General features: G+C 70.2%; 11 protein-coding genes. 3 read left to right on the top strand and 8 right to left on the bottom strand.

Annotated features, from left to right (window positions below; genetic code table 11):
* The first annotated feature begins 33 nt into the window (after positions 1–33).
* Together YIM_RS10165 and YIM_RS10160 are read left to right on the top strand one after the other, a co-directional pair.
* On the top strand, positions 34–2,241 hold the full coding sequence (locus tag YIM_RS10165; protein ID WP_153030115.1) for an RNA degradosome polyphosphate kinase: 2,208 nt from the start codon (positions 34–36) through the stop codon (positions 2,239–2,241).
* Positions 2,238–3,239 (top strand): NUDIX hydrolase, encoded by a 1,002-nt coding sequence (locus YIM_RS10160; RefSeq protein ID WP_153030114.1) that lies wholly within the window; start codon positions 2,238–2,240, stop codon positions 3,237–3,239. Before YIM_RS10165 ends, YIM_RS10160 begins: the two co-directional genes overlap by 4 nt.
* Before the next feature lie 65 nt (positions 3,240–3,304).
* Here YIM_RS10160 and YIM_RS10155 read toward each other — a convergent pair whose 3' ends face one another.
* The 4 genes from YIM_RS10155 to leuC all read right to left on the bottom strand — a co-directional run bounded on the left by YIM_RS10155 (position 3,305) and on the right by leuC (position 9,220).
* The gene (locus tag YIM_RS10155) at positions 3,305–6,022 is read right to left on the bottom strand and encodes a BTAD domain-containing putative transcriptional regulator (RefSeq protein WP_228004977.1); all 2,718 of its coding nucleotides are present in this window, start codon (positions 6,020–6,022) and stop codon (positions 3,305–3,307) included.
* Positions 6,023–6,273: 251 nt separating this feature from the next.
* Positions 6,274–6,924: an HU family DNA-binding protein gene (locus tag YIM_RS10150; protein ID WP_153030112.1), complete on the bottom strand. Its 651-nt coding sequence runs from the start codon at positions 6,922–6,924 to the stop codon at positions 6,274–6,276.
* A 231-nt stretch (positions 6,925–7,155) separates the two neighbouring features.
* Positions 7,156–7,755: a 3-isopropylmalate dehydratase small subunit gene (gene leuD, locus YIM_RS10145; RefSeq protein WP_153030111.1), complete on the bottom strand. Its 600-nt coding sequence runs from the start codon at positions 7,753–7,755 to the stop codon at positions 7,156–7,158.
* A 25-nt stretch (positions 7,756–7,780) separates the two neighbouring features.
* Positions 7,781–9,220 (bottom strand): 3-isopropylmalate dehydratase large subunit, encoded by a 1,440-nt coding sequence (leuC, locus tag YIM_RS10140; protein ID WP_153030110.1) that lies wholly within the window; start codon positions 9,218–9,220, stop codon positions 7,781–7,783.
* A 79-nt stretch (positions 9,221–9,299) separates the two neighbouring features.
* Between leuC and YIM_RS10135 the strand changes: the two genes are divergently transcribed.
* Positions 9,300–10,001 (top strand): IclR family transcriptional regulator, encoded by a 702-nt coding sequence (locus YIM_RS10135; protein ID WP_194240109.1) that lies wholly within the window; start codon positions 9,300–9,302, stop codon positions 9,999–10,001.
* A 225-nt stretch (positions 10,002–10,226) separates the two neighbouring features.
* On the opposite strand, the gene YIM_RS10130 is transcribed toward YIM_RS10135, so the two are convergent.
* From YIM_RS10130 to YIM_RS10115, 4 genes are read right to left on the bottom strand one after another with little or no spacing between them, the layout of a single operon-like run.
* Positions 10,227–11,111: an SDR family oxidoreductase gene (locus YIM_RS10130; RefSeq protein ID WP_153030109.1), complete on the bottom strand. Its 885-nt coding sequence runs from the start codon at positions 11,109–11,111 to the stop codon at positions 10,227–10,229.
* Positions 11,112–11,125: 14 nt separating this feature from the next.
* Positions 11,126–11,962 carry a MaoC/PaaZ C-terminal domain-containing protein gene (locus tag YIM_RS10125; protein ID WP_228004657.1) on the bottom strand — a complete coding sequence of 279 codons (837 nt, stop codon included), beginning with the start codon at positions 11,960–11,962 and terminating at the stop codon, positions 11,126–11,128.
* Positions 11,963–11,973: 11 nt separating this feature from the next.
* On the bottom strand, positions 11,974–12,405 hold the full coding sequence (locus YIM_RS10120; protein WP_153030107.1) for an SRPBCC family protein: 432 nt from the start codon (positions 12,403–12,405) through the stop codon (positions 11,974–11,976).
* A 19-nt stretch (positions 12,406–12,424) separates the two neighbouring features.
* The gene (locus tag YIM_RS10115) at positions 12,425–13,615 is read right to left on the bottom strand and encodes a lipid-transfer protein (RefSeq protein WP_153030106.1); all 1,191 of its coding nucleotides are present in this window, start codon (positions 13,613–13,615) and stop codon (positions 12,425–12,427) included.
* Positions 13,616–13,632: the final 17 nt, after the last annotated feature.

Here is a 13,632-nt window from a genome sequence, read left to right as displayed (position 1 = left end):
CGGTATGCGCAGCAAGCCGCCGAGTACGGAAGAATGCAGGTTGTGAGCGAGCCGCTGAACCCCCCACCTGCCCCACCGGACCTCCGCCGGGCCCGTCCCGGCACCGACCCGGCGCCCGCGGCCCAGGAAAAACACGGGGTGCCATCGGCGCCCCCGGCGGTGACCGCGGTCCCCCCGCTGTCCGACTCGCTCCCGGACGACCGCTACTTCAACCGCGAGCTGTCGTGGCAGGACTTCAACGCGCGCGTGCTCGCGCTGGCCGAGGACGACTCGCAGCCGCTGCTCGAGCGCACCAAGTTCCTCGCCATCTTCGCGTCCAATTTGGACGAGTTCTACATGGTGCGGGTGGCCGGGCTGAAGCGCCGCGACGAGACCGGCCTGTCGGTGCGCAGCGCGGACGGGCTCACCCCGCGCGAGCAGCTGGCCTACATCGCCAAGCGCAACCAGGACCTGGTGGAGCGGCACACCGGGGCGTTCGAGGACGAGCTGCGCCCGGAGCTGGCCGCCGAGGGCATCCGGATCGTCAGCTGGTCCGATTTGGACGGACCGGACCAGCTTCGGCTGTCGAACTACTTCACCGACCAGATCTTCCCGGTGCTCACCCCGCTCGCGGTGGACCCGGCGCACCCGTTTCCGTACATTTCGGGCCTTTCGCTCAATCTCGCGGTGACCGTGCGCGATCCGGAGGGCGGCACCGAGCGCTTCGCCAGGGTCAAGGTGCCGAGCAACGTGCCCCGGCTGATCCGGGTGGAGGCCCAGCGCGAGCAGCGCGAGGCGACCTTCCTGCCGCTGGAGGAACTGATCTCGGCGCACCTCGGTGAGCTGTTCACCGGGATGGAGGTGACCGAGCACCACGTGTTCCGGATCACCCGCAACGCCGACTTCGAGGTCGAGGAGGACCGCGACGAGGACCTCCTGCAGGCGCTCGAACGCGAACTGGCGCAGCGCCGGTTCGGCCCGCCGGTGCGGCTCGAGGTGGCGCAGGACATGAGCGAGCACATGCTCGAACTGCTGCTGCGCGAGCTGGAGGTGGACCCGCGCGACGTGGTCGAGGTGCCCGGCCTGCTCGACCTGACCTGCCTGCACCAGCTGTCCGGCGTGGACCGCAAGGAACTCAAGTACCCGACCTTCGTGCCCGCCACGCACCCGGCCTTCGGCGAGCGCGAGACGCCGAAGAGCGTGTTCGCCACCCTGCGCGAGGGCGACGTGCTGGTGCACCACCCGTACGACTCCTTCTCCACCAGCGTGCAGCGCTTCGTCGAGCAGGCCGCCGCCGATCCCAAGGTGCTGGCGATCAAGCAGACGCTGTACCGCACCTCCGGTGACTCGCCGATCGTGGACGCGCTGGTGGACGCGGCCGAGGCGGGCAAGCAGGTGGTCGCGCTGGTGGAGATCAAGGCGCGCTTCGACGAGCAGGCCAACATCACCTGGGCCCGCACGCTGGAACGCGCCGGCGTGCACGTGGTCTACGGGCTGATGGGGCTCAAGACGCACTGCAAGACCGCGCTGGTGGTGCGGCAGGAGGGCTCGACCATCCGCCGCTACTGCCACATCGGCACCGGCAACTACAACCCGAAGACCGCGCGGCTGTACGAGGACCTCGGGCTGCTCACCGCCGACCCGAGCATCGGCGCGGACCTGACCGACCTGTTCAACGTGCTCACCGGGTACTCGCGCCAGGACACCTTCCGCAACATCCTGACCGCGCCCAACGGCATCCGGCGCGGCCTCCTGCACTACATCGCCGAGGAGATCGAGCACGCGCGCGCCGGGCGGCCCGCCGGGGTGCGGATCAAGTGCAACTCGCTGGTCGACGAGCAGGTGATCGACGCGCTGTACCAGGCATCGCAGGCCGGGGTCGAGGTCGACGTGGTGGTGCGCGGGATCTGCTCGCTGAAGCCGGGCGTGGAGGGGCTGAGCGAGAACATCCGGGTCCGCTCCATCCTCGGCCGGTTCCTGGAGCACTCGCGGGTACTGCACTTCCGCGGCGGCGAGAGCTACTGGATCGGCAGCGCGGACATGATGCACCGCAACCTCGACCGGCGGATCGAGGCGCTGGTCCGGGTCAAGGAGCCCAAGCTGACCCGGCAGCTGGACGAGATCTTCGAGTCCGCGCTCGATCCGGCCACGCGCTGCTGGGTGCTCACCGCCACCGGTGAGTGGGCCCCGTCCCCGGCGGACAACACCGAGGTGCGGGACCATCAGGTGGAGCTGATCTCGAAGCACAGGGCGAACGGTTGAACGACGAAGAGACGAAGGTCCGCGCCGCCGGCGCGGTGTTGTGGCGGCACGGCGCGGACGGGCCGGAGGTCGCGGTCGTGCACCGGCCGCGCTACGACGACTGGTCGCTGCCCAAGGGCAAGCTCGACCCCGGCGAGACCACGGTCGCCGCGGCGGTGCGCGAACTCCACGAGGAGACCGGCTTCCACGTCGTGCTCGGCCGCTTCCTGAAGCAGGTCGCCTACCGCGTGCCCGCTCCCGGCGGGCGCGGCGGAACCGTCGGGAAGACGGTCGACTACTTCAGCGCGCGGGTGGCGAGCGGTGCCTTCGAACCGAACGACGAGGTGGACGAACTGCGCTGGCTGCGCCCGGCCGAGGCCGAGTCGGTGCTGAGCCGCCACGGTGATGTCGAGACGCTGCGCGAGTTCTGCGCGCTGCCCGCCGAGCTGAGCACCGTGCTGCTGGTCCGCCACGCCAAGGCGGGCAAACGGGACGAGTGGACCGGTGACGACGATCTCCGCCCGCTGTCCAACGCCGGGCTGCGGCAGGCCGAAGGCGTGCGCGCGGTGTCGGCGATGTTCGGCCCGGACCGCGTGCTTTCCGCGCCGCGCCTGCGCTGCGTGCAGACGGTGGCGAAGGTGGCCGAGGACCTCGGCGTCGAGGTGGAGCAGGAGCACCTGTTCTCCGAAGAGGGTTACTGGGCGGATCCGGTGCTCGGCCTGGCACGCTTCCTGGCCGTCGCCGGGGATGGCGGCACCCCGCTGATCTGCAGTCAGGGCGGGGTGATCCCGGATCTGGTGACCCAGTTGGCCGAACGCGACGGGGTGCAGCTGGAACTGCGCAGCCACGTCACCGAAGCGGAACAGCAGCGGCGGCCCGCCCCGGCGAAGAAGGGTTCGTTGTGGTTGCTCAGCTTCCACCCGGCCGCCGGGAACGACGGCCCGCGGCTGGCCGCGGCCACCTACTTCGCCAGCCAGCTGCCCTCCCCGTCGCCGTTGAACAGCGCGAAAGGCGAGTGACAGCGACCTGACAGCCCATCCTGCTGTACTGCGTTCGCGCCCGTTGCCGGGCGGGATGCGACGGTCTAGGGGTGCGGCGCATCCCGCTCCGGTGTGGTGTCGAGGCTTTCGAGCAACGCTCGCACTTCATCGGCTCGCGGGTCGTTGAGTCGCACGCAGGTGCCGAGCGCTTCCCGCCAGTACCCGTCGGCGCCTTCGCGCTCGTCCATCGCGTGCTGGATCTGCCCGAGTGTGATGAGCACGTCGATGGTGCCGTAGTCGGCGCCCATCTCCCGCAGCGAGCCCAGTGCGCGCAACGCGTTCTCCATCGCGTCGTCGTACCGCCCCGCGCGCCCCAGCGCTTCGGCGAAGTTCCCCTTCGCCAGCGCCGAGTGGTATTGGTCACCGACGGCGTGGAAGGCGTCCTGCGCGTTCTTGGCGTGTTCGGCGGCGTCGTCGAACTTGCCCAGCCCGATGCAGCTGGCGCTCAGGTTCAGCTCCGCGTGCGCGACGTAGGTCTGGTCACCGGACCGGCGCGCGGCCTCGACTCCGGCCGAGCTGTAGCGGTAGGACTCCTCGTACTCCTCGCGGAGGTAGTAGGCGCCGGCGAGATTGCTCAGGATCGCGACGCTCAGCGCGTTCCCGCCTTCCGGTGCCGCGGCCAGTCCCTGCTCCAACACGACAAGTGCTTCGTCGGTGCGGGAAGCACGCAGCAACGCCGTACCCAGGTTGTTTGCCGCGTACTGAAGGCCGAGCCGGTCCCGCTTGGCTTCGGCGACCTCCACCGCGTGGCGCGCCATCTCGATCCAGTCATCGATGTCATGCCGTTCGGCGTTGAACCCGCGCAACAGCCAGCTGAGCTGCCAGGCGCGGGTCGGCCAGCCGCGCCGGGCCGCGGCGGCCACGAGTGCGACCAAGGTGGACCGTTCGCCGAGATACCAGGCGGTCGCGGCGGCGCGGTCGGGAAAGCTCACCGCCGGCCCGTCGACTTCGGGAAGCACCACGTCTTCGGTGAGCAGATCCGGCCGCACCTGGCTGTTGGCCTCGGCCGCGGTGCACAGGTACCAGTCGAGCAGCCGGCGGAAACAGCGTTCCTGTTCCGCCGGGCTTTCCGTCTCCTCCAGCCGTTCGGTGGCGTAGACGCGGAGCAGGTCGTGGAACTGGTAGCGATCCGCGCGCGGCTGGTTGAGCAGGTGCGCGGACGCCAGCTGGTCGAGCAGGTCCCGGGTTTCGCGCACCGGCCTGCCGCACAACACCGCGGCGGCCGACAGGCTGATGTCCACGCCCGGGTGCAGGCCGAGCAACCGGAACAGCTTCGCCGCGGCCGGGCGCAGCGCCTTGTAGGACCAGGAGAACGCGGCACGCAGATCGGTGCCGGCGTCGTGCGGGTCGCGCAGGGTGTCCAGGCGTGAGCGCTGGTCCCGCAGTTCCTCGACGATCCCGGCGATGGACATGCCGCCGAACCGCGAAGCCCGTTCGCCCGCCAGCGCCAGCGCGAGCGGCAGCCCGCCGCACAGATCCGCGAGTTCGGCCACCGCGTCGGGTTCGGCGGCCAGCCGGGAATGGCCCACACTGCCCGCCAGGAGCGCCGTGGCGCCCCGGTGGTCCAAGGACCCCAGTGCCAGCCGGTACGCGCCCTCACGGGCGACCAGGCCCCGCAACTGGCTGCGGCTGGTGACCACCACGAGGTTCCCCGAACCGGGAAGCAGCGGCCGGACCTGGTCCGCGTCGTGCGCGTTGTCCAGCAGCAACAGCATCCGGGCCCCGGCCAGCCTGCTGCGCAGCATCGCCGAGCGTTCCTCCACTGTGGAAGGAATGGCCTCGGCCGCCACGCCGACCGCCCGCAGGAACCGGCCCAGCGCCGCGTCCGGGGTGACCGGGGTGTCCGCCGAATGCCCGCGCAGGTCGAGGAACAGCTGCCCGTCGGGGAAGCGGTCGCGGACGCGGTGGGCCCAGTGCACCGCGAGCGAGGTCTTGCCAACCCCCGCGGCGCCTTCGATCACCGCGATCGCGGTGGACCGTTCGTGCTGCCGGTCGAGGAACTCGCCCAGTTCGGCCAGTTCGCTGTCGCGGCCGGTGAACCGGGTGACGTCGAACGGCAGCTGCCGCGGCACCACCTCCCTGGTGTCCGGCGCGGGCGGGGCTTCGGCGGAAAGCAGTTCCAGGTGCAGGCGGCGCAGGCTCGCGCCCGGTTCCACACCGAGTTCTTCGGCCAGCAGTTCCCGCAGTTTCGCGTACCTGGCCAGCGCCTCGGCGCGACGGCCGGTGCGCGCCAGTTCCGCCACCAGCCGCTCCCACAACGACTCCCGCAGCGGGAAGCGCGCGATCAGCTCGGTGAGTTCGGCGGCGAGATCGGTGCCTTCGCCCGCCTCGGCGTCCAGATCGATGCGCCGCTCCACCGCCAGCAGATAGCGCTCGGTCAGCAGCGGCGCCCAATCCTCGGCCAGCGCCGGAGAACCGACGCCCTCCAGCGGGGTGCCGCGCCACAACGCCAGTGCGGCGGTCAGCGATTGCCGTTCGGCAACCGGATCCGGTTGCTCCATCGCGTCGTCGAGCAAGCGGAGAAAGCGCAGCGCGTCCACCCGATCGGGCTCGATGGCGAGCCGGTAACCATCGGGGGCGGTGGCCACGGTTTCCTCGCCGATCAGGCGGCGCAGGCGCATCACGTAGGTGTGCAGGCTGCCGCGCACCCTGGCGGGCAGGCTTTCCCCCCAGACGAACCGGGCCAGCGAGTCGATCGAGACCGGGCGCCCCGCGGACAACGCGAGCCCGGCGAGCAACGCGCGCTGGCGTGCGCTGGTCAGAACTACCGGCGCACCCCCGATCGCGGCTTCGAACGAGCCCAGCAGCCGGATGTCGATGACGGCTACCTCCTCAGACCGCGGTCGCGCGCCGCGGGTTCCGACTCTAGCGAGGGGGAGGGAGCGGGCGCACTCTCGTAACGGACCTCGGATCGCGGACGGGTGTGCGGGGTGGGCACTGTCACGGACGCGGCAGGGCCCCGTGCCGGGAATCCAGCACGGGGCCCTGCCGTGGGTACCGCTCCGACCGCGAACTACTTCTTCTTCGCGGCGGTGGTGCGCTTGGCCGCGGTGGTCTTCTTCGCGGCGGTCGCCTTGGGAGCGGCCTTGGTGGTGGCCTTGGCGGTGGTGGTCTTCGCCGCCGCCTTCGGAGCGGCCTTGGCGGTGGTCTTCTTCGCCGTGGTCGCCTTGGCCGTGGTGGCCTTCGCGGCCGTCTTCGGCGCCGCCTTGGCAGCGGTACGGCTCGCGGCGGTGCTGCGCGTGGTGGTGGCGCGCGTGCGAGTCGTGGTGCTGCGGGTGGTGCTCGGACGGCTGGCCGTCGCCCGGGTGGTGGTGGCGCGAGTGGTGGTGCTCGCGGCACGGGTACCCGCGGTGGCGCGCTTGGCGGCGGTGACCTTCGGCAGCTTCTTCGCGCCGCTCACCACGTCCTTGAAGGTCGTGCCGGCGCGGAAGGCGGGCACGTTGGTCTTCTTGACGCGGACCGTCTCACCGGTACGCGGGTTCCGCGCGGTCCGGGCGGCGCGGGCGCGCTTCTCGAACACCCCGAAGCCGGTGATGTTCACCTTCTCGCCCTTGTTGACCGTCCGGATGATGATGTCGACGAGACCGTCGACCGCTTCCGATGCAACCTTTTTGTCGCCCAGACGCTCCGACAGCGCCTCGATCAGCTGGGCCTTGTTGGCCATTCCGGTCCTCCAAGAAGAACTATCCGTACACGGCCTCCTTCGGCCGACTTGCGCACACGGTATTACCAATGCAGCACAAATTCCAAACGGCACGCGGAATTTTTCCCTTGTATCGGCGGTGGTTCCGCCTCTAGAGGGACCCTCAGCGGGGCTTCAGCGGGCCGTCTGGCACGGGTGTACCGCCCTTCGGCGAGGCCTGGATTCCCTTGTTGAGCAGGGAATCCCCGCAGCTCAGCCGCCCAGTGGGGTGGTCACCGGCTTCCAGGAGGGGCGGCCGGATTCGAACGAATCGATCTCTTCGGCGTGTCGCAGGGTGAGAGCGATGTCATCCAGCCCTTCGAGCAGCCGCCAGCGGGTGTAGTCGTCGATCGTGAAGGGCGCGGTGAAGTCCTTGGCCCGTACGGTCTTCGCCTGGAGGTCCACGGTGACCTCCGTGCCGGGGTCGTTCTCGAGCAGCTTCCAGAGCAACTCGACGTCCGACTGCTCGCACTGGGCGGCCAGCAGCCCCTGCTTGCCGGAGTTCCCCCGGAAGATGTCGGCGAACCGGGACGAGATGACCACGCGGAAGCCGTAGTTCATCAGCGCCCAGACCGCGTGCTCACGGGAGGAGCCGGTGCCGAAGTCCGGCCCGGCGACCAGCACGCTGCCCGCCCGGAAGGGCTCCTGGTTGAGCACGAACTCGCTGTCCGAGCGCCAGGCGGCGAACAGCCCGTCCTCGAACCCGGTGCGGGTCACGCGCTTGAGGTAGACGGCCGGGATGATCTGGTCAGTGTCCACGTTGGACCGGCGCAGCGGCACGCCGACGCCGGTGTGGGTGGTGAAGGGGTCCATGGGTACTCCTGGGACGAGAGAAAGGCTACTGGGCGGTACCGGCCGTGGCGGGCACCAGGTCTTCCGGCGAGGAGAGCGTGCCGCGGACCGCGGTCGCGGCGGCCACCAGCGGCGAGACCAGGTGCGTCCGGCCCCCCTTGCCCTGCCTGCCCTCGAAGTTCCGGTTGGAGGTCGACGCGCTGCGCTCGCCCGGCTTGAGCTGGTCCGGGTTCATGCCAAGGCACATCGAGCAACCGGCCTGCCGCCATTCGGCCCCGGCGTCGGTGAAGATCTTGTGCAGCCCCTCGGCTTCGGCGGCCTGGCGCACCCGCATCGAGCCCGGCACCACCAGCATCCGCACGCCATCGGCCACCCGGTGCCCGGCCAGCACCGCCGCGGCCGCCCGCAGGTCCTCGATCCGGCCGTTCGTGCACGAGCCGAGGAAGACGGTGTCCACCTGGACCTCACGCAGCGGGGTGCCCGGCTTGAGGTCCATATAGGACAGGGCCTTCTCGGCGGCGAAGCGCTCGTTCTCGTCGGCGATCTGCTCGGGATCGGGCACCGACTCGCCCAGCGGCAGGCCCTGCCCGGGGTTGGTGCCCCAGGTCACGAACGGGGTGAGGGTGTCGGCGTCGAGACGCACTTCGGCGTCGAACTCGGCGTCGTCGTCGGTCTTCAGCTCGCGCCAGTCGGCCAGCGCGGCGTCCCAGTCGGCACCCTTCGGCGCGTGCGGACGGCCTTCGAGGTAGTCGAAGGTGACCTGGTCCGGTGCGATCATCCCGGCGCGGGCGCCGGCTTCGATCGACATGTTGCAGACGGTCATCCGGGCTTCCATGGACAGCGCCTCGATCGCGCTGCCGCGGTACTCGAGCACGTAGCCCTGCCCGCCGCCGGTGCCGATCTTGGCGATCACCGCGAGAATGATGTCCTTGGCGGTCACCCCGGGGCGCAACCGGCCGTCGACGTTGATCGCCATCGTCTTGAATGGACGCAGCGGCAGCGTCTGGGTGGCCAGCACGTGCTCCACCTCGGAGGTGCCGATGCCGAAGGCCATCGCGCCGAACGCGCCGTGGGTGGAGGTGTGGCTGTCACCGCAGACCACCGTCATGCCCGGCTGGGTCAGGCCGAGCTGCGGGCCGATCACGTGCACGATGCCCTGCTCCGCATCGCCCATCGGGTGCAGCCGGACGCCGAACTCCTTGCAGTTCCGGCGAAGCGTGTCGACCTGGGTCCGCGAAACGGGATCGGCGATCGGCAGTTCGATGTCGACCGTCGGCACGTTGTGGTCCTCGGTGGCGATGGTCAGGTCCGGCCTGCGCACCGGGCGACCGGCCAGCCGGAGACCGTCGAAGGCCTGCGGGCTGGTGACTTCGTGCACCAGGTGCAGGTCGATGTAGAGCAGGTCGGGCTCGGCTCCCTCGCCCCGGCGCACCACGTGTGCGTCCCAAACCTTTTCCGCCAGCGTGCGGCCCCGCGTTTTGGACATCAGGGCACCTCCCATAAGACGTTACCGGGATTTTCCCAGGATCTGGACTTCCCAAACTTCGGGAAGATAGTATCGCGCTGTGGGACAGCATAGCGGTATCGGAGTCCTGGACAAGGCGGTGGCCGTGCTGCAGGCGGTCGCCGAAGATCCCTGCGGGCTCGCCGAACTCTGCAGCCGGACCGGCCTTCCGCGCGCCACCGCGCACCGGCTGGCGGTCGGGCTCGAGGTGCACAGACTGCTCCGGCGCGGGCCGGACGGGCGCTGGCGGCCGGGCACGGCGCTGGCCGAACTCGCCGGTGGCACAACGGATCCGCTGCTCGACGCGGCGGGCTCGGTGCTGCCGAAGCTGCGGGACATCACCGGCGAGAGCGTGCAGCTCTACCGCCGCGACGGGGTGCAGCGGGTGTGCGTGTCGACCGCGGAACCGCCGAGTGGCCTGCGCGACACCGTGCCGATCGGTTCGCGGTTGCCGATGACGGCCGGTTCCGGGGCGAAGGTTCTCGCCGCGTGGTCGGATCCGCACACGCAGCGCGCGATCCTCACCGACGCGGTCTACGGGGAGCGCACGCTGCTGGAGGTGCGGCGGCGTGGCTGGGCGCAAAGCGTGGCCGAACGGGAGCCCGGTGTGGCGAGCGTCTCGGCGCCGGTGCGGGATTCCTCGGGCACCGTGGTCGCCGCGGTTTCGGTGTCCGGGCCGATCGAGCGCATCGGGCGCAAACCGGGCGCGCGCTGGGCGGCGGATCTGCTCGCCGCGGCCGAGGCGCTCCAGGAACGCCTGTGAAGCAGCGCCATGAGCGGGTCACCGGCACGGCGCTGACCCGTTCATGGCGGTGACCGGCCGGTCAGCCGCAGCTCCCGCAGCAGCCGCAGTTGGCGCCGGTGCAGGAGCTGCAGCAGTTGCATCCACCCATCACGGAACCACCTTTCTCGTCGCCGAACGAGCCCTTCCAGGGTAGGAAGGCGACGCGGGGTGGCACACCGCCCACTGAGTGGTATGCGTTTTCCGCTATGTGAGCGACCACCCGGCGAGGCGCGCATCGATGCCGTCGATCGTCCACGGGTCATCGGTTTCCGTGGTTTCGGCGACCGTCCAACCCCGCAGCAACTGGATGGAACCGCCCTGCACAGCGAAGACCTGGCCGGTGTGCGGGCACTTCTCGGTCGCCAGATAGGCCACCAGCGGTGCGATGTTGGCCGGCGCGAAGGCGTCGAACTCGCCCTCTTCGACCTCCTGCGCGAAAATCGCGCCCATGCCCGGAGTAGCCAGGGTGAGCCGCGTACGCGCGATCGGGGCGATCGCGTTCACCCGCACGCCGTAGCGTTCCAGTTCCGCCGCGGCCACCAGGGTGAGCGCGGCGATCCCCGCCTTGGCCGCGCCGTAGTTCGCCTGACCCGCGTTCGGCAGCGTGGTTCCCGACGCCGAGGCCGTGTTGATCACTGCCGCGGCAACGGGTTCGCCGGCCTTCGAGCGCGCCTTCCAGTACGCCGCCGCGTGGCGCAGCACCGCCGCGTGCCCCTTGAGGTGCACCGCGATCACCGCGTCCCACCGCGCTTCGTCCATCCCGGCCAGGAAGGCGTCGCGCAGGATGCCCGCGTTGTTCACCACCACGTCGAGCTTCCCGAACTCGGCGACCGCCTGCTCCACCAGCTCCGCGGCACCGTCCCAGGTGGCCACGTCGGCCGTGCTGGCGACGGCTTTCCCGCCCGCGGCGGTGATCTCGGCCACCACCTCCCGCGCCGGTCCGGTGTCCGAACCGCTGCCGTCGTTGGCCCCGCCCAGATCGTTGACCACCACCGCCGCGCCCTCCGCGGCGAACAGCAGCGCGTGCTCGCGCCCGATGCCACGACCGGCGCCGGTGATCACCGCGACCCGTCCGTCCAGTGCTCCCATGCCGCTGTTCTCCTTCAGTCGGTGATCTCGGCGAGGCCGTCGGTGAGCACCACCTGCGCCCCCGCGGTGGTTTCGTAGGCGTAGGCGCCGGAACCCGTGCGCCAGAAGCGCGTGTGCAGGTCCTGCCCGGGAAAAACCGGTTTGGCGAAGCGGACCGCCAGTCGCCGCAACCGGGTCACGTCGGAACCGGCCAGCTCGCTCAGCGCGCCCCACGAAGTGAAGGCCATGCTGCACAGGCCGTGCGCGATGATGCCGGGCAGCCCGGCCTCCTTCGCGATCTCGTCGTCGAGATGGATCGGCATCGGATCACCGGCGGCCGGGCCGTACCGGAACGTCTGGTCCTCGTCGATGTGCTGGGTGATTTCGGCCACCGGCGGCTGTTCGCGCAGCGCCTCGTCGAACCGGTGCCCCGGCGCCAGTTCACCCACTTGCGTACCGGCGTCGAACCCACGCACCACAAAGGTCACGTACTGGTCGTTGACCGGTTCGCCGCCGGTGGTGCGGGTTTCCAGGTGCACGTTCGCCGCGGTGCCCTTCGGCCTGCCGCGGTAACCGAGCATCCTGGCCCTGGCCACCAGCCGGTCGCCGGGCCGGATCGGCCGGTGGAACCGGAAATCCTGCTCGCCGTGCAGCACCCGGCCGATCAGCGGCAGCGGCACCACCTCGAGTGCGGGCTCCAGCAGCGACTGGAACACCGGCACGATGGCGAACACCGGGCTCGCCACCACACCGTCCCGATGCGCCGGGATCGGGTCGTTGGTTGCGGCCGCGTACTCCGCGATCCGCTCGGCGGTGACGTCGAACCGGATCTCGTCCGTCCACTTGCCGAGCTTTCCCGGATCGAACTCCATCCCGTCGTCCATCACGCGACCAGTTCGGCGAAGTTCTCCAGCGACTTCTCCAGGTTCTTCCTGGCGTCCTTCTCCACCGCCTTGCCCAGCGCGCCGACGATCATCTGCCCGCTGAACTCGGCGTCGATGGTGGCCGTCGACCGCTCCCCCGCCGCCTCGACCCGGAGCTCGAAGGTGACCTTCACCCCGGCCATCCCGGTGCCGGAGATGACCAGCCGGTGCGGTGCGTCGAACTCCTCGACGGTCCACTCGATCGCGTTCGCCATGCCCAGCATGGTGACCACCTCGGTGGCCCGCGCGCCCGCGCTGAACTCGGCGGGCACCTCGCCCTTCCACTTGGTGTGGATGGTCAGCCACTTCTCGAAGTTGTTCGGGTTGGAGAACTCGGCCCACACCTTCTCCTGGGGTGCGGGCAGTTCCACCGACGCGTCGACCTTGCCCATGGTGCTTCCTCCGGTTTCCTCAGCGCTCGGCGCGCTGGTAGGCGGTGACCACGGCGGCGCCGCCGAGGCCGATGTTGTGCTGCAGCGCGGCGGTGACGCCGTCGACCTGCCGCTTGTCCGCGGTTCCGCGTAGCTGCCAGGTCAGTTCGGCGCACTGCGCCAGCCCGGTGGCGCCGAGCGGGTGTCCTTTCGAGATCAACCCGCCCGACGGGTTCACCACCCACTTGCCGCCGTAGGTGGTCTGGCCGTCGTCGACCAGCTGCCCGGCTTCCCCGTCGGCGCAGAGGCCGAGCGCTTCGTAGAGCAGCAGCTCGTTGGCGGAGAAGCAGTCGTGCAGCTCGATCACCTGGAAGTCGGCCGGGCCGAGGCCGGACTGCTCGTAGACCTTCCGCGCGGCCCGCACGTTCATGTCGTGGCCGACGATGTTCTTCGCGCTGCCGTCGAAAGTGGACACGAAGTCGGTGGTCATCGCCTGGCCGACGATCTCCACCGCCCGCCCGGCCAGCCCGCGCTCTTCCACAAAGGACTCGCTGACCAGCACCGCGGCGCCCGAACCGTCCGAAGTGGGCGAGCACTGCAGCTTGGTCAGCGGGTCGTAGACCATCCGCGAGCCGAGGATCTCGTCCAGTGTGTACTCGTCCTGGAACTGCGCGTATGGGTTGTTCACCGAGTGCCGGTGGTTCTTGTGACCGATCTTCGCGAACTGCTCGGCCGTGGTGCCGTACTGCTTCATGTGCTCGCGCCCGGCGGCGCCGAACATCCACGGCGCGGGCGGGAAGAGCACCTCGGAGATCTCGGCCAGCGCCTGGATGTGCTTGCCCAGCGGCTGCTCGCGATCGTCGAAAGTGGACCCGAGCGAACCGGGCCGCATCTTTTCGAAGCCCAGCGCCAGCACGCAGTCGGCCTGCCCGCTCCTGACCGCCTGCGCGGCCAGGTACAGCGCGGTCGAGCCGGTGGAGCAGTTGTTGTTGACGTTGACGATCGGGATACCGGTCAGCCCCAGTTCGTAGACCGCGCGCTGCCCCGAGGTCGACTCGCCGTAGACGTAGCCGACGTAGGCCTGCTCGATCCGCTGGTAGTCGATCCCGGCGTCCTCCAGCGCCCTGGTCCCGGCTTCCTTCGCCATCAGCGGGTAGTCCCAGTCCGGCCGGCGACCCGGCTTCTCGAACTTGGTCATGCCCACCCCGGCGACGTACACCCTGTCCGCCACGGCGGCCTCCTTCCGTT

This window comes from Amycolatopsis sp. YIM 10 (genome assembly GCF_009429145.1).
Lineage (GTDB): Bacteria > Actinomycetota > Actinomycetes > Mycobacteriales > Pseudonocardiaceae > Amycolatopsis.
This window is presented reverse-complemented; position numbering and strand designations above follow the sequence as displayed.

Excerpts from the sequence above, each read along its gene's own strand:
- YIM_RS10165 (WP_153030115.1), top strand. The coding sequence starts at position 34 with ATGCAGGTTGTGAGCGAGCCGCTGAACCCCCCACCTGCCCCACCGGAC.
- YIM_RS10150 (WP_153030112.1), bottom strand. The coding sequence starts at position 6,924 with ATGGCCAACAAGGCCCAGCTGATCGAGGCGCTGTCGGAGCGTCTGGGC.
- leuD (WP_153030111.1), bottom strand. The coding sequence starts at position 7,755 with ATGGACCCCTTCACCACCCACACCGGCGTCGGCGTGCCGCTGCGCCGG.
- leuC (WP_153030110.1), bottom strand. The coding sequence starts at position 9,220 with ATGTCCAAAACGCGGGGCCGCACGCTGGCGGAAAAGGTTTGGGACGCA.
- YIM_RS10130 (WP_153030109.1), bottom strand. The coding sequence starts at position 11,111 with ATGGGAGCACTGGACGGACGGGTCGCGGTGATCACCGGCGCCGGTCGT.
- YIM_RS10125 (WP_228004657.1), bottom strand. The coding sequence starts at position 11,962 with ATGGAGTTCGATCCGGGAAAGCTCGGCAAGTGGACGGACGAGATCCGG.
- YIM_RS10120 (WP_153030107.1), bottom strand. The coding sequence starts at position 12,405 with ATGGGCAAGGTCGACGCGTCGGTGGAACTGCCCGCACCCCAGGAGAAG.